We start from the raw sequence: 14,789 nt of genomic DNA, 5'->3' as shown, positions 1-14,789 counted from the left end.
GCTCCTGTCGGCGGTGATCCGGGTCAGTGGTCGCGGCTGATCGCGAGCTCGGCGAACTCCGTGAGCCGGTCGCGGCTCGGGGTGTGCGGCAGTTCGTGCAACGCCTTGATCGCGGAGTCGGCGTACTCGCGGGCCGCGGTGGTGGCCTGGTCGAGAGCTCCGGTCGTGGTGAGGATGTCCGCCATGGCGGCCCTCTTCTCGATCGGGTCGCCGTCGTCGGACAGCACCGACCGGATGGCGCGCCGCTGCCCGGCGGCGGCCGACTGGTACGCGAGCGCGACCGGGAAGGTGATCCGGCCGTTGCGCACGTCGCTGGTGTCGGGCTTGCCCATGCGCTCGGTGTCGGCGATGTAGGACAGCACGTCGTCGTGGATCTGGAACGCGGTGCCGAAGTCCAGGGCGTAGGTGTTCAGCGACTCCACCGCGGCCGGCTCGCCGCCGGCGAGGATGGCGCCGCAGCCGCACGCGGCCCGGAACAGCGCGGCGGTCTTGAGCCGGGCCATGGTCAGGTAGGAATCGAGCGCGAAGTCGAGCCGGTCGCAGATCTCCGCCTCCATGCTCTGGCCGCGGCACAGGTCGATGCCGCACTGCGCCACCACCCGCAGCGCCCAGACTACGCGGCTGTCCGGCGCGCCGGTGCCCTGGCACTCGCCCAGGCTGGCGAACAGGTCGAAGATCAGCGCGTCGCCCGCGATGATCGCGTTGTCGACACCGTACTTGTGCTGGACCGAGGCCCGGCCCCGCCGGATCTGGTCGCCGTCGATGATGTCGTCGTGGATCAGGCTGGCCACGTGCCCGCATTCGGCGCCCATCGCGGCCGGGTAGACGACCGCGGGATCGCCGCCCACCGCGAGCGCGGACTCGATCAGCAGGGTCGAGCGGAACAGCTTGCCGGCCGGCACCAGCGCGTAGTGGCAGACGCCGTCGAGGAGGTCACCGTCCGGGTGCCACCGTTCGGCAAGGCCGAGCCTGATCCGCTGCCGGAACGAGGCGTCGTCCGGTTGCGCCATCGCCGCGCCGTGCGCGTCAACACTGTGCATTCGCGTCCTTCTTTCGGATGAGGTCACCTTCGGCTCACGACGACTTCCGCACCGCGCGCGGGCGTGAGCACCGGGCCGGTGAGGCGTGCGCTTTCCGGCTCGGGACGTGCGGCACGGACGTCGAGCTCGGCGATGATGCCGGGAACGACCCGGCGCATCACCGTCATGGCGAAGCTCGCGCCGAGGCACCGGTGCGGACCACCGCCGAACGGCAGGAAGACGTCGTGCGCCGCCTCGCCGTCGGTGAACCGCTCCGGCCGGAACACCTCCGGTGCGGAGAACTGGTCCGGCGACCGGTGGATCGCGGAGAGGGAAAGGGCGACCATCGTTCCGCGGGGTACGTCGTAGCCGCCCACGCGGGCGTCGGCGCTGGTGACCCTCGCGATGTCGGTGACCACCGGCCGCAGGCGCAGGGTCTCGTTGATCACGGCGTCCACGTACCCCGATCCGCCGGAGGCGGCCCCGCCGGTCTCGGCGCGCAGCCGGTCGAGCACCCGCGGGTGCCGGACCAGCCGTTCGAAGATCCAGGACAGGGAGGTCGCCGTGGTCTCGTGGCCGACGGCCAGCAACGTCACCAGGTGGTCGCGCAGTTCCCCGTCGCTCAGCGGGGCGCCGTCCTCGTCCCTGATGTTCATCAGCCCGGAGAGCACGTCGTCGCGACCGGACGACGGGGTGTGCCGCCGCCGGGCGATCTCCTGGTGGATGATCTCGTCGACGCCCCGCTTGATCCTGGCGAAGCGGCCACCCGGGCTGCGGGGACCGAGGTCGCGGCGCAACGACGGGAACAGCATGATCGCCGGGTTCATGTGCAGCAGCCGGGGCACCAGCGCGCGCAAACCGGCCAGCCGGTCGAGGTCGGAGATGCCGAACACCGACCGCATCATGATCTCGAGCGTGATCTCCTGCATCCGCGGCAGCAGGGGGATCGGCCGGCCGCCCGGCCAGCGCCGCACGCAGTCGGCGACGATCTCGCCGATGCTCTGCTCGTGCCGCCGGACACTGGCCCCGCGGAACGGCGGCAGCAGCACCCGGCGGCGCCGGATGTGCTCGCCGCCGTCCAGCAAGAGCAGTGAGTGGCGGCCGACCACGAACTCGATCACGCTGTTCGCTTCGCCGGCCCGGAACACGGTGCCGTCCGACGTGACGATGTCCCGGATGACGCCGACGTCCGACACGCACACGACTTTCCCGACCGGGAAGACGCGCATCGTGAAGATGTCGCCGTACTTCCGGCGGCACGTCTCGGCGTACGCCAGAGGCTTGGTGACGGACAGGATGGTCTGCGCCATCGCCGGCAAGGCGGGCCCCGGCGGCAGGCCGGTGGCCGTCCTCATGCCGGGGTGTCCGGGTGGCCGACGCACTTCAGCCAACGCCCCAGCGCGCGCAGCGCGTATGCGTGCGCGATCAGGTCGTCGTTGTAGCAGAGGTCCTCGAAGTACAGCCCGACCGGGCTCGGCGTCCACGTCCCGTCCGCGTTCTGGTTGTCCACCAGCCACTTCACCCCACGGACGATGGCGTCATCGGTCGCCGGCACGCCGGCTCGGAGCAACGAGTAGACCGCCCACCCGGTCTCTTCGGCCGTGCCGCCTTCGACGCCGACTTCGACCGTGAGGGGCCACGCTCCGTCCGGGCGCTGGTTGGCCAGCAGCCATTCGCGTGCCCGCACCGCCGCCGGATCGGATGCGGCGCCGAGTTCGGCGTAGGTCTCGAGCAGCTTCGCGGTGCCGTGGACGGAATCCCGGAACCACAGCGACGGACTGGCGCCGTCGGGGTGCTGGACGCGCCGGAAGTACCGCAGGGCCTTGCCGATCGGCGTGCGCGGGCCGCGCGGGTCGCCGTGCTGGTCGAGCGCCATGATCACGTGCGCGGTCACGCCGACGCAGGGTTTGTCGTTCAGCAGGGAAGAGTTGCGCACCCACTCCGACCACGATCCGTCGCGGTTCTGTCGTGAGTGGAGCCAGCGCAGCCCCTGTGCGACGGCCGGATGGGTGTTGTCCAGGCCGAGCAGTTTCAACGTGCTCAGCACGACCGCGGTGTCCTCGGACTCGGGCCAGCCCGACGGGACGTTCCACGACCAGCCGCCGGCCGGGATGCCGAGCGGCGTGAACGGCTCGGTCCACTGCGTGGACAACAGGAAGTCGCGGGTCGGCCGCAGCCTCGGCTCGTCGGCGGTGTCGCCGAACTCCGCCAGGGCCAGCACCGTGTAGCAGGTGACCGCGATCTCCAGGTCGCGGTCGATCGGCCAGGAGCCGTCCTCACGCTGGTTGTCCAGCAGGTACTTCAGCGACGCCTGCTGGATGTCCTCGCCGACACCGGCGGAGTGCAAGCCGAGGAAGATCAGTGCGGACAGCATCGCGCATTCCTCGACACCGCCGTTGGGGCCGAGTGCGGATCGCAGCCAGGCCAGCGCTTTCGGTTCGGCCACCCGCTGCAGCAGCCGGCGCGGCAGGCTGGACGTGCGGGCCCGGGCCTGCATGATGCCCAGCGCCAGGATGGCGGGCAGCGCGATGGACACCTTGTTGCGCAGCCAAGCCGGCAGCAGGATGGCCTCGACCGCCTGCGGCGGCTGCTCGCTGACGTCCTTGAGGCCGACGAGCGACCAAGCGATCGGCGCCGCGGCCGGCCACGTCTTCGGGCCCTTGTCGCGCATGCCGGGGATGACCGTGTAGCCGCCGTTGCCGTCGATGAACTGCTTTCCCCGCTCGATCAGGCCGGCCGAGCCTTCCCGGTCGAGACCGTACAGCGCCGCGATGGCGAAGGAGGTCATCCCCGGGCTGCTCGGCGGGTTGTCGTCGGCCATGCTCCAGCCGCCGTCTGCGCGCTGGTTGCGTTTGAGCCAGTCGATCCCGCGGGCGATCCGGTCGCGGTGAGCTTGGCGGTCGGCGCGGTCGAGCGACAGCAATCCCAGTGCGGTCGAGACCGTCGACGACGAGAGGCGGTCCGTCCAGGCACCGTCCGCGCGCTGACGCGCGTACAGGTACTCGATGGCTTTGGTGGCGGCGTCGGCCGCTCCCGGATCGGTTGCTTGTGCAGCGATGACCGGCTTGTTCACGAAGACTCCGAATCTCACGATCCTCGGTGCCGAGGCGGTATCAGGTGACCATCGCGACCGACCCTACGGTTGCGGCCCGGCGGTGGACTGGACAGCGGCCGCACGAATCATGCGGTGGCTGCGGTCACCGGAAAACCGGGGTTGACGTGGTGTTGTCCGGCTGTGCCGGTGGTGTCGTGCGGCAAAGTCGGCAATTCGTGGTGTGCGGGGTTGCCTTCAGCGTTCCCGGTGGCGAGACCGAGCGGTCAGCCGTGTGCCCGGCGGTGACCGTTGACGCGGCCGTTCGCGTGGCCGTTCGTGTGGCCGTTGACGTGGTCGTCGTGCTGACCGGTGCGCACGTGCCGGCCGGCCGGTGGGGTGTCGCTGTCCCGCATCGCGATCCCGGCACGGCCGGCTTGGCGGAGCACCATCGACAAGGCCTGGCGTTCCGAGCGCAACCAGGCCGTGGGGTCGCCTTGCACCAGATCGGTCACGGCCCAGTGCCCGCCGAGCCGGATGGGTATCGCCGGCCGGGGAACGGACCCGGACAGTGCGCGCTCGGCGATTTCGGACAGCACGTACCACGCGGTCACGGCGCGGCGGAGCGCGCTGCGCCGGGCTTTCGCGGAGTCGTCGTGCTGGGAGACCTCCTGGGCGAAGGCCCGCAGCAGGCTCGGCAGCCGGTAGCGGACGGTGCCGGTTTCGTCCGTGCCCGCCACCTCGAACAGGTTCGTCTCGACCAGGCGGTCCAGGAGTTCTTCGGCCTCGTCCAGCGGCACGTCGAGGGTGGCGGCCGCGGCCCACGCCGGGAACGACGGGACGTCGACCGTGCCCATCAGCCGGAACGCCCGCTGTTGCGGGGGATCGAGCCTGCGGTAGTAGTTGCCGAACGAGGCCCGGACGCTGCGGTCGCCGACGACCAGTCGGTTCAGCCGGCTCGCCGGTTGCCGCAGCCGTTCGGCCTGGCGCTGCAACGATATGTGCGGTCTGTCGGCGGCCTTGGTGCCGGCGATCCACACCGCGAGCGGCAGGTGATCGCACTGCAACGTCAGCCAGGCGATGGTGTCCCGGTCGCCGGCGTTCACCGGCCGGCGGCCGGCGGCGATGAACAGATCGGCCGCGGACCCGGGGTCGAGCGGCGGGACCGGGATGGTCCGGACGCCCACGATGGCGCTGAGCCGTCGCCACGACACGGCGATGATCGCGCAGGCGGCGTCGTCGTCGGCGGCCAGCAGCGGACGCAGTTGCGCCTCGTCGAAGACGTTGTCCAGCACCAGAAGTGCCCGCCGGTCACGAAGCACGGCGCGAAGCCGCATCGCCCGGTCCTCGAACGTGGCCGGGCCGCACGCCGGCTCGATGCCGAACGAACGCGACACCCGGTCGACCAGGAGCTCCGGGTCCGCGTCGGCGGCGTCGACGTAGTACTGCCCGTCCGGGAAGTGGTCGCGCAGGTGTGCCGCCACGTGCGTGGCGACAGCGGTCTTGCCGGAACCGGGGCCGCCGGCGAGCACGACGAGGCGTGGCCCGCCGGTGATCGCCGGGACGTCGAGCAGCGCCGCCGACACGTGGTCGATCAGGCCGGCTCTGCCGATCGGCGCCGCCGAGACCGGACGGCGCCGTGCGGTGTCCGGCGCCTCGCCGAGCGGTGGATCGGCGTCGGTGGGCGACGGGGCGGCCGCCGTGTTGCGGGCGAGCCGGTGGAAGCGCTCGACGCCGTCGCCTCGCAGGCCGAGGGCTTCGGCGAGCAGTGCCACGGAATTGCGTTGTGGTTTCCCGGTTTTGCCTCGTTCGAGATCGCTGATGGTGCGGACACCCAGTCCCGCGCGATCGGCCAGTTCCTCCTGTGTGAGACCGGCCTGCACACGAAGGGTGCGGATCAGGCCGGCGAACTCTCCATCACGCCGATTTCCGGCGCCCCCGAAAGATGGATCCATGTGACGATCTCCGACGTACGTGTGTAGCTGAGCACCATTGATCGCCGGATGTGGCGTCCTGCTGGACGCGTCCGGAACGTGCTGTGCCGGTCGACAGAAGCGACGCAGCGCAGTGCATCGAGACTCGCTGTTGTCGTCAACCGGGCGCGATACCCGGTCGGTCGTGCCCCCGAAGCGACGAAGAAGAAACAATCATGCCGGCCCCCCGGATTGTACTGAGACCCCGCCTGTCGGCGTTCACGGGTCGATTACGAATCGTGACAGCGGCCGTCTGACCTGTGCAACAGCTTCGCCGCAATCGTCCTGGGGGGATATGTCACCGGCTGCGGCCGGTGCACGAATATCCCCCCCGTCCGGTCCGGCCCGGACAACGCGGCCGGTGCTGTCCAGGTATCGGCCCTCTCGGCCAGGTTGGCACAGCGCGGATCGTCCGGCAAGACTGTTCAGCCACAGCTGAATCCGCAGCTCGGGCGGTGGTGGGCCGGCGGTTGCGCCGAATGGGGTTACCGGTCGGTTCTCCGGCCGCGGAATGCGCCGGGTCGGTACTTTCGGGCTGGTACCGGGTGCCTGTCGCCGCGGGTGCGAGCGTTCGAGTGCGCCGGCTGGATGCTCGAACAGGGCGCACCACGTGGTTTTCGGGCAGCCGCGTTCGCACTCGAACAAATCACGTTCCTGCTAGCTTCGGGTCGCGACACACTTTCTCGGCGATGAACGCGTCGACGAGCCATGGGGAAACCATTTTCAGCGCAACCCGGGATGTGACATGCCGACGACGAAGTACCCGCTGTTGAAGGAAATCCAGCTGCTGGGCAAGTTGCTGCAGGCCGAGTTCGCGACGGGGACGGCCAGGGCCCGGCGGATCTGCGAGGTCTGGGATTTCCTGTTGCTCACCGAGCGAACCCGCTACCTGAACTTCGGGTACTGGGTGGACGGTTGCGAGGTCGTCGACGACGCGTGTGAGGCGATGGTCGACCTGGTCGGCCGGGCCGCCGAGCTCAAGCCCGGTGACCGGGTCCTCGACGCCGGTTTCGGCTACGGCGAACAGGACCTGCGCTGGTTGGAGACCACCGGAGTGGCCGAGATCGTCGGCGTGAACATCACCCCGGTGCACGTTCGCGAGGCACGACGGCTGGCTCAGGCCAAGGGGGTCGGGGACCGGGTGAAGTTCCTGGAGGGTTCGGCGACCGAGCTGACGTTCGGGCCCGAGACCTTCGACAAGGTGGTGTCGATCGAAGCGCTGGTCCAGTTCGCGCCACGCCAGAAGTTCCTCGAACACGCCTTCCGGGTGCTGCGGCCCGGTGGCATCTTCGCGGTGTCCGACATCATCCCGCTGGCCGCGCAGGAAGGTCAGGCCTCGACGGTCGCCAAACGCAAGTGGGAACAGGACGGCTTCTTCAACGGGACGTCGAAGGAGAACTGGTACCCCGCGGAGGAGTACAGCCGCCGGCTGACCGCGCTCGGTTTCACCGACGTGACGATCCGGTCGATCCGGGACGACGTGTGGGAACCGTGGCGGCGCTACATGGTCAGCCGGATCGACGACCCCGTGTTCAAGGCCCGCATCAGCCGGATGATCTACCCGACGTACCGCAAGTACCTGCTCGACGAGGTCGGTCAGCGGGTGGCCGGGCAGCCCATGGCCCAAGCCGACTACGTCCTGGTCGTCGCCAGGAAGCCCGGGCGGTGACCGCGCTGGTGGTGCCCGTTCGCCGGAACGGGGAGGCCAGGGGATGAGTCCGGACGTCGTGGACCTGGGTGTGCCGGAGCTGCCGCCGCCCGTGCTGTCGGAGCGTCGCCGGACCCGGCAGCTGATGGCCGGCTCGGTCGGCGTGGGCAGTGACTTCCCGGTGTCGGTGCAGTCGATGACCACGACGGTGACCGCGGACGTCGACGCCACGCTGCAGCAGATCGCGGAACTGACCGCGTCCGGCTGTGACATCGTCCGGGTGGCCTGCCCGTCGCAGGACGACGCGGAGGCGTTGCCGGCGATCGCGCGGAAGTCGCAGATCCCGGTGATCGCGGACATCCACTTCCAGCCGAAGTACGTGTTCGCGGCGATCGAGGCGGGCTGTGCCGCGGTGCGGGTGAACCCGGGCAACATCAAGAAGTTCGACGACAAGGTCAAGGAGATCGCGCAGGCGGCGAAGGACCACGGCACGCCGATCCGGATCGGCGTGAACGCCGGCTCGCTGGACCCGCGTCTGCTGGCGAAGCACGGCAGGGCCACGCCCGAGGCGCTGGTCGAGTCGGCGCTGTGGGAGGCGTCGCTGTTCGCCGAGCACGATTTCCACGACATCAAGATCTCGGTCAAGCACCATGACCCGGTCGTGATGGTCCGCGCCTACGAGCTGCTGGCCGAGTCCTGTGACTACCCGCTGCACCTGGGTGTGACCGAAGCCGGTCCGGCGTTCCAGGGCACGATCAAGTCCGCGGTGGCGTTCGGCGCGCTGCTGCGCCAGGGGATCGGTGACACGATCCGGGTGTCGCTGTCCGCGCCGCCGGTGGAAGAGGTCAAGGTCGGCACCCGGATCCTGCAGTCGCTGAACCTGCGGCCGCGGAAGCTGGAGATCGTGTCGTGCCCGTCGTGCGGGCGGGCGCAGGTCGACGTGTACAAGCTGGCCGACGAGGTCACCGCAGGCCTGGAGGGCATGGAGGTGCCGCTGCGGGTCGCGGTGATGGGCTGCGTCGTGAACGGTCCCGGCGAGGCCCGCGAGGCCGACCTGGGCGTCGCATCGGGCAACGGCAAGGGCCAGATCTTCGTGAAGGGCGAGGTGGTCAAGACCGTGCCCGAGCACCGGATCGTGGAGACCCTGATCGAGGAGGCCATGCGGCTGGCCGGCGACGCCGGTTCCCCCGCATCGCCGAGCCCGGCCCGTCATGTGACATGATCGCCGCAGATGTCGCGCACGGATCGCGCGGTCACCCCTCCCGGCGCGCCATACACCCGTGTGTGGCGCCGGCATGGCTCACTTCGTGATCATCTCCGGCCATGGGGGAACACCGGAAAACTCTGCACATTCACTTCGAGACCGACGATCTGGCCCGCACCCGCGTCCAGCACTCACCGGATCCGCTGTGGGAGACCTTGCTCAGCCTGCACCTGCTGCAGGGCGGCACCGGGCAGCCGGTGTTCGGCGAGTGGCGGTCCTGGGTCCGGCAGCGGCTGGACCGTTCGGCGGGGCTGCTGCTCACCCTGGCCCCGCCCCGAGGCTATTCGGTCGACTTCCTGACCCCGGGGGCGGGCGCGACCGACCTCGAGACCGCACTCGAGGACGTCCTCAGCACCCCTCGTCCGCTCCTGGCCGCCGATCTCACCGAGCTGGCCGCGGCCCGGCCCCTGCCGTCCTGGGCGTCGTCGCTCGCGGCGGGTGAACCGGCGGCCCTGCACGAACTCGGTGCCGCGGTCCGGCGGTACTTCTCGGTCGCGGTCCAGCCGTACTGGCCCGCCATCGTCGGCCAGGCACGCGCGGACCGGTTGCAGCGCGGCGAGATCGTGCTCGACGGCGGGATCGAGGCCATGCTGTCCACGCTGCACCCGCAGGTGCGGTGGCAGTCCCCGGTGCTCGAGGTGGAGTACCCGGTGGACCAGCACCTGCACCTGGGCGGCCGTGGTCTGCTGCTCGTCCCGTCGCTGTTCTGCTGGCAGTCACCGGTCACGCTGCTCGACGCCGGCCGCCAGCCGGTGCTCGTCTACCCGATCGACCGGCGCCCCGGCTGGTTCACCGGGATCGCCCCGGTCCGGGGCGCGACGGCACTGCTGGGCCGGACCCGGGCCGCAGTGCTGGAAGCCATCTGCGCCAGACCGCTGGTCTCCACGACCGAGGTCGCGGTCGAGCTGGGGATCTCACCCGCCGGGGCGAGCCAGCACGCCACCGTGCTGCGCGATTCGGGGTTGATCGTCACCGATCGCGTCGGCGGCGCTGCCCGGCACCGGCCGACCACGTTCGGCTCCGCGTTGCTCACGGTGAGCGCTTCCTAGGGCGTGTCACCCGCAGCCAGGCTGGACACCGATCCCGGTCGCCAAAAGCGCTCGCAGCTCGGCGGCGATCGGCGTCGAGCGCTCGAGGCCGAGCAGGGCTCCGGCGGCGAGCCAGTACTCCCGGGCGCCCACGGGGTCGGCGCGGCCCGACCGGATCGTGCCGCGGACGATGAGGGCGCGCGCCTGGCCGAGCACGTGCCCGCTCGCCCTCAGCTCCTCGAACGCCCGCGAGGCGTGGCCGTCGGCCGCGGCCGGGTCGCCGGCGGCGAGCAGCGCTTCCGCCAGACGTGTCCGGGCCTGCCCGGCGAGCAGCCCGAAGCCGCCCCGTTCGGCGGTTCGCAGCGCGGCGGCCGCGTAGTCGGTCGCGGCTTGGGGATCGGCGGCGGACAGGCCCAGCGCCGCCACGATCTCGCCCCGGCGATAACCGATCCGGTTCGCCAGGCGGAGCGCTTCGAGGTAGTGGCCGTGGCCGGAGTCCTCGCCACCCAGGCCGGAGTGGACGTCGCCGAGCGTGCACAGGGAGTCGGCTTCGAACCTGCGGTTGCCGGTCTCCCGTGCGGCGCGCAGGGCCTCGTGGGCGCAGGAACGCGCGGTGGCGAAGCTCCCGAAGGCGTGGTGCACCGCCGCCAGCCGGACCAGGACGTCCGCTTCGTCGTCGCGCGAACCCAGTCCGGCCAGCGTCTTGCGGGCCTCGGTGAGGACTTCGAGCGCGCGATCCAGTTCGCCGGTGGCCCGGTAGCCGTAACCCAGGTTGCACAAGGCGATGGCCGCGGCGTGCGGAGAACCGAGCCGGCGGCAGATGCCGAGCGCCCGCCGGTTGTGGCGGATGCCCTCGGCGAGGCGGCCGCGTTCGATGAGAACCGCACCGAGGTTGATCAGGCCGTTGGCCACGCGGAGGGCGGCACCCCGCTCCTCGGTCGCGGCGAGCGCGGTCGTGAAGTGCTCGGTGGCCCGGTCGAGCCGCCCCAGATCGAGGTGGACGACGCCGAGGGCGTGCTGCACCGAGTCCACGCCCTCGCGCGCCCCACCGCCCTCGTAGGACTCCTTGGCGGCTTCGAGTTCCGTCAACGCCCGGCGATAGGCGCCCCGGCTCCACTCCAGCGCGCCCAGGCTGTGCCGCATGGCACCGATCGCGTGCCGGTCACCCGCCCGTTCCGCGGCCGCGAGCCCGGCGCTCGCCGCGGCCTCCCAGGCGGCGTCCAGGCGGTGCGAATGGAAGAAGCCCCGCAGGACGTCCGCGAGCCGCCAGGAGTAGGGGAGGGGACCGTGTTCGGCAGCCCAGCGGATCGCGGCCAGCATGTTCGCGTGCTCGGCGAGCAGCCACTGCCGTGCTTCGGCCGGATCGAGCGGCGGCGCCGGCGGTTCGTCGACCGGGAGCCGCAGCAGGTCGGGGTAGAGGGCGGCGGCCGCGCGGTCCGCGATCCGCAGGAAGTGGGTGAACAGCCTGCGCAGTGCCTCGTCCCGGGCCGATCCGCTGAGCTGCTCCCGGGCGCGTGCTGCCGCGTAGTCGCGCAGGAGGTCGTGCATTCCGAAGCGGTCGGGGGCGCGGGACTGCACGAGGTGACCGGCGACGAGTTCCCGGAGCACCTGCCGGGCCGTTCCGGCGTCGAATCCCGCGACCGCCGCCGCGGTGGGGAGGCTGATGTCGGCTCCCGGCACCAGTCCGAGCAGGCAGAACATCCTCGCGGCCGGCGGCGAGACGGCGTCGTAGGAGAGGTCGAAAGCGCTGCCGAGGCCCAGCCGCTCGTCTCCCGGCACGGTGAGCCGCGCCACCAGCCCGGTACCCACCAGCTCCGCCCGGTAGTCGGCAAGGGTCTGTTCGGGCCACAGCACCAGGTTGGCGGCGACGATCCGCAGGGCCAGCGGAAGGCCGGCGCACAACTCGGTCAGCTCCCGGGCCGCGGAGACGTCGGCCGCGATCCGGTCCGGGCCGACGACGGCGGTGAGCAACGTGAGGGAGTCGTCCGCCGACAACTCGCCCACCCGCACCGAGGTGGCGCCGAGCGTGGTCTCCACCCCGGCCAGCCGGTGCCTGCTGGTGATCAGGACCGCACAGCCCGGGCCCCCGGGCAGCAGCCCCCGGACCTGGTCGGCGGAGGCGGCGTTGTCGAGCACGACGAGGAGCCGCCGAGCCGACAGCAGCGACCGGTACAGCGCCGCGGCGTCGTCCGGATCGGACGGCACCCGGGTGGGCGGGACACCGAGGGCGTGCAGGAACCGGGTGAGGACCTCGAGGCGACCGAGTGCCGGCGTGGACGAATGCCCCTGGAGGTCGACGAACAGCTGGCCGTCGGGAAACGCAGCGGTGACGCGGTGAGCCCAGTGCACGGCCAGCGTGGTCTTGCCCGCACCGGCCGGCCCGACGACCAAGGCGACCGGCAACACACCGGGGCCGTCGTGCCGGAGCAGCAGTTCGTCCAGTGCGGACAGCTGTGAGCCACGGCCGATGACGGTCGCCGAGTCCGGCGGCAGCTGCCGGGGGCGGATCCAGCCGTGGCCCTGCAGCGCCGGTACCAGGTCCAGCGAGGGGTCGCCGTCGAGGACCGCGCGCTGGACCCGGCGCAGCGCCGGCCCGGGTTCGACACCGAGCTGTTCGACGAGCACTGTGCGGGCCCGCTGGTAGACGGCCAGCGCCTCGCCGGTCCGTCCGCCGCGGTAGTTCGCCAGCATCAGCAGCTCCCACAGCCGTTCCCGCAGCGGCGTCTTGGCGGTCAGCGAGCGCAGTTCGGCGGCGGCGATGTCGTTGCAGCCCAAATCGAGCCAGGCCTGCGCGCGTCCCTCGGCGGCCTTCAGGCGGAGTTCGTCGAGCTGTTCGAGATCCGGCTGCAGCAGCGCGGGCGGTTCCAGGCCGTCGAGGACCGGCCCGCGCCAGAGTTCGAGTGCGGCACTGAGGTGCTCGACCGCCGTGGCCGGCGTGCCTTCGCCGAGCCGGCGGGCCCCCAGCTCGGCGAGCCGGGTGAACCGGGTGGCATCGAGCTCTCCGTCCCCGACGTCGAGCTGGTAACCACCCTGGCGGGTACGCAGCCGATCCGTCCCGCCCCCATCCGCGGCACCCAGCACGCGACGCAGCTCGGACACGTAGGACTGCAGGTTGGCCAGCGCGGACTTGGGTGGCCGGTGGTTCCAGAGCTGGTCCACGAGCGAGGCGGTGGGCACGGCCGAGTTGGCTTTCAAGAGCAAGATCGCGAGCAGGGACCGGACTTTGCGCCGCGTGATGGTCAGCGGACTGCCGCTGTCATCGAGGACTTCGAGACGGCCGAGCAGCCGGAAGCGCAGGGGGGAGTCCACGGATGACTGTGCGTGGTGGTGTCCGCTCATCGTCCCTCGGGTGCCTGCTTCGGTTCTTTTGTCCCGAAGACGTCAAGAATGCCAGAACGGCGGCTTCAGAACGGCAAAACGCCGATACCGGTCCCTCCGGCGCATGACCTTCGACGAGCGGGGCGGTGGCTTCGGGCGATGCCGCCACGCCGGCTTGCCGTACCGGCGAGAAGTGACCCGGGCGTTGTGCCCGGCGTACCGGTCAGCTGGGGGCAGCGAGCTTGCCTTCCGGCGAACGGAACCTGGGGTGTCGGATGACTTCCCGTGAGCCGGGCTCCTTGATCGGGAGTGGGTGGCCATGGATGTGGTGGCCGCGATCCGGGTGGTGCCGCTGGCGGGCGGGGTTGCGCTCCCACTCACCGGCGACCTGCAAATGTCACCCAGCCGCACTGGGCGCCCTCGGGGCGGCAGCTTGACAGGGAACCCATGTTCTCCTCCGATCGCGCCGGTACCGGTAACTACGAGATCCGCGTGTACAGCCTCGCCACCGGCTCCACCGCTCCGCTCACCGTGGCCGAACGGGACAACACCAAGCAGATGCGCCGCATGCAGGCCATCATGGACAGCTTGGGTGATGTCTGAGTGGGCCTGCAACTGCTACCTGAGCTGATCGAGGCGCGGCATGAGCGGACGGGTTGCCCCTGCAAAACCATTGGTGAACCGACCTGCTCGCCTGATGTACTGAGGTGCCACCGTGAGTCTGCCGCGTGACGGAGGTAGTTGTGACGGGTTATGACGCGCTTGCCGAGGTGTACGAGTGGCTCATCTCCGATGTGAAGCTGGCTCCGGCCGAGTTCGCTGCGTCGTTCGATGACGTCCTCAGTCTCCTGCCGTCCAACGCTCACGTCATCGATTGCTCGTGCGGAACCGGGCAGTTGGCGGTCGGCCTCGCCGGTCTTGGGATGCAGGTTGTCGCAACTGACGCCAGCGAAGCGATGGTTCGTCGGACTGCGGAGCTGTCTGTGGAGTTCGGAGCATCTGTCCGGACGGTGCGGGCGGACTGGGAAGAGTTGCCCGGCCATTTCGATGACGCCACCTTCGACGTGGTGTTCTGCGTTGGCAACTCGCTGCACCATGCCGTGGGCGCGACAGGCAGGGTTGCTGCTCTGGAGTCGATGTCACGGCTTCTGCGCCGTGGCGGGCGCTTGGTGCTCACTTCCCGCACGTGGGAACTCGTGAGGGCCAGAGGCTCCCGACTGGACATCGGTGACCGACTCGTCCGCCGGAACGGTCGTGATGCCGTCGTGGTCTACCGCTGGGACATTGCACCGCTTTGGGAGGAGGAGCACCACATCGAGATTGCGGTCGCGCAAGTTGATGCGGCTGGGTCGGTTCTTGCCCGCTCGGAACTGCTGTCGTGCTGGCCCTACCGATACGACGAACTCGAAGCCGAGTTGCACCGGGTCGGACTTCGGACGGAAATGAGCACGTTCAACCCTGAGGCCGAGAACTACATGGTGGTGGCGAGCAAGGTATAGACAGCGGGC

General features: G+C 70.6%; 10 protein-coding genes and 1 pseudogene. 5 read left to right on the top strand and 6 right to left on the bottom strand.

What is annotated here, in order from left to right; all coding sequences use genetic code 11:
• Positions 1-23: 23 nt before the first annotated feature.
• The 5 genes and pseudogenes from Q5425_RS28070 to Q5425_RS45825 form a co-directional block, all read right to left on the bottom strand.
• On the bottom strand, positions 24-1,040 hold the full coding sequence (locus Q5425_RS28070) for a polyprenyl synthetase family protein (protein ID WP_308675320.1): 1,017 nt from the start codon (positions 1,038-1,040) through the stop codon (positions 24-26).
• A 23-nt stretch (positions 1,041-1,063) separates the two neighbouring features.
• On the bottom strand, positions 1,064-2,374 hold the full coding sequence (locus Q5425_RS28065; RefSeq protein ID WP_308675319.1) for a cytochrome P450: 1,311 nt from the start codon (positions 2,372-2,374) through the stop codon (positions 1,064-1,066).
• Complete coding sequence (locus Q5425_RS28060; protein WP_308675318.1) at positions 2,371-4,092, bottom strand: prenyltransferase/squalene oxidase repeat-containing protein; 1,722 nt, start codon at positions 4,090-4,092, stop codon at positions 2,371-2,373. Before Q5425_RS28060 ends, Q5425_RS28065 begins: the two co-directional genes overlap by 4 nt.
• Positions 4,093-4,337: 245 nt before the next feature.
• Positions 4,338-5,825 carry an ATP-binding protein gene (locus tag Q5425_RS28055; protein ID WP_308675317.1) on the bottom strand — a complete coding sequence of 496 codons (1,488 nt, stop codon included), beginning with the start codon at positions 5,823-5,825 and terminating at the stop codon, positions 4,338-4,340.
• Between the two features lie 9 nt (positions 5,826-5,834).
• Positions 5,835-6,005: pseudogene (locus Q5425_RS45825) on the bottom strand (helix-turn-helix domain-containing protein); the annotation flags it as partial.
• A gap of 763 nt (positions 6,006-6,768) precedes the next feature.
• Between Q5425_RS45825 and Q5425_RS28045 the strand changes: the two are divergent.
• The 3 genes from Q5425_RS28045 (at position 6,769) to Q5425_RS28035 (ending at position 9,984) form a co-directional block, all read left to right on the top strand.
• Positions 6,769-7,692 carry a methyltransferase domain-containing protein gene (locus tag Q5425_RS28045; protein WP_308675315.1) on the top strand — a complete coding sequence of 308 codons (924 nt, stop codon included), beginning with the start codon at positions 6,769-6,771 and terminating at the stop codon, positions 7,690-7,692.
• Between the two features lie 43 nt (positions 7,693-7,735).
• On the top strand, positions 7,736-8,893 hold the full coding sequence (ispG, locus tag Q5425_RS28040) for a flavodoxin-dependent (E)-4-hydroxy-3-methylbut-2-enyl-diphosphate synthase (RefSeq protein WP_308675314.1): 1,158 nt from the start codon (positions 7,736-7,738) through the stop codon (positions 8,891-8,893).
• A gap of 101 nt (positions 8,894-8,994) precedes the next feature.
• Positions 8,995-9,984: a winged helix-turn-helix domain-containing protein gene (locus Q5425_RS28035; protein WP_308675313.1), complete on the top strand. Its 990-nt coding sequence runs from the start codon at positions 8,995-8,997 to the stop codon at positions 9,982-9,984.
• A 6-nt stretch (positions 9,985-9,990) separates the two neighbouring features.
• On the opposite strand, the gene Q5425_RS28030 is transcribed toward Q5425_RS28035, so the two are convergent.
• Positions 9,991-13,272 (bottom strand): BTAD domain-containing putative transcriptional regulator, encoded by a 3,282-nt coding sequence (locus Q5425_RS28030; protein WP_308675312.1) that lies wholly within the window; start codon positions 13,270-13,272, stop codon positions 9,991-9,993.
• Between the two features lie 456 nt (positions 13,273-13,728).
• Between Q5425_RS28030 and Q5425_RS28025 the strand changes: the two genes are divergently transcribed.
• Positions 13,729-13,884: a hypothetical protein gene (locus Q5425_RS28025; protein WP_308675311.1), complete on the top strand. Its 156-nt coding sequence runs from the start codon at positions 13,729-13,731 to the stop codon at positions 13,882-13,884.
• 125 nt (positions 13,885-14,009) lie between these two features.
• Positions 14,010-14,780 carry a class I SAM-dependent methyltransferase gene (locus Q5425_RS28020; protein WP_308675310.1) on the top strand — a complete coding sequence of 257 codons (771 nt, stop codon included), beginning with the start codon at positions 14,010-14,012 and terminating at the stop codon, positions 14,778-14,780.
• Positions 14,781-14,789: the final 9 nt, after the last annotated feature.

It is taken from the genome of Amycolatopsis sp. A133 (assembly GCF_031082405.1).
Classification (GTDB): domain Bacteria; phylum Actinomycetota; class Actinomycetes; order Mycobacteriales; family Pseudonocardiaceae; genus Amycolatopsis.
This window is presented reverse-complemented; position numbering and strand designations above follow the sequence as displayed.

Bases quoted from the DNA above. Each gene is read 5' to 3' on its own strand.
- Q5425_RS28070 (WP_308675320.1), bottom strand. From the start codon at position 1,040: ATGCACAGTGTTGACGCGCACGGCGCGGCGATGGCGCAACCGGACGAC.
- Q5425_RS28065 (WP_308675319.1), bottom strand. From the start codon at position 2,374: ATGAGGACGGCCACCGGCCTGCCGCCGGGGCCCGCCTTGCCGGCGATG.
- Q5425_RS28045 (WP_308675315.1), top strand. From the start codon at position 6,769: ATGCCGACGACGAAGTACCCGCTGTTGAAGGAAATCCAGCTGCTGGGC.
- ispG (WP_308675314.1), top strand. From the start codon at position 7,736: ATGAGTCCGGACGTCGTGGACCTGGGTGTGCCGGAGCTGCCGCCGCCC.
- Q5425_RS28035 (WP_308675313.1), top strand. From the start codon at position 8,995: ATGGGGGAACACCGGAAAACTCTGCACATTCACTTCGAGACCGACGAT.
- Q5425_RS28025 (WP_308675311.1), top strand. From the start codon at position 13,729: ATGTTCTCCTCCGATCGCGCCGGTACCGGTAACTACGAGATCCGCGTG.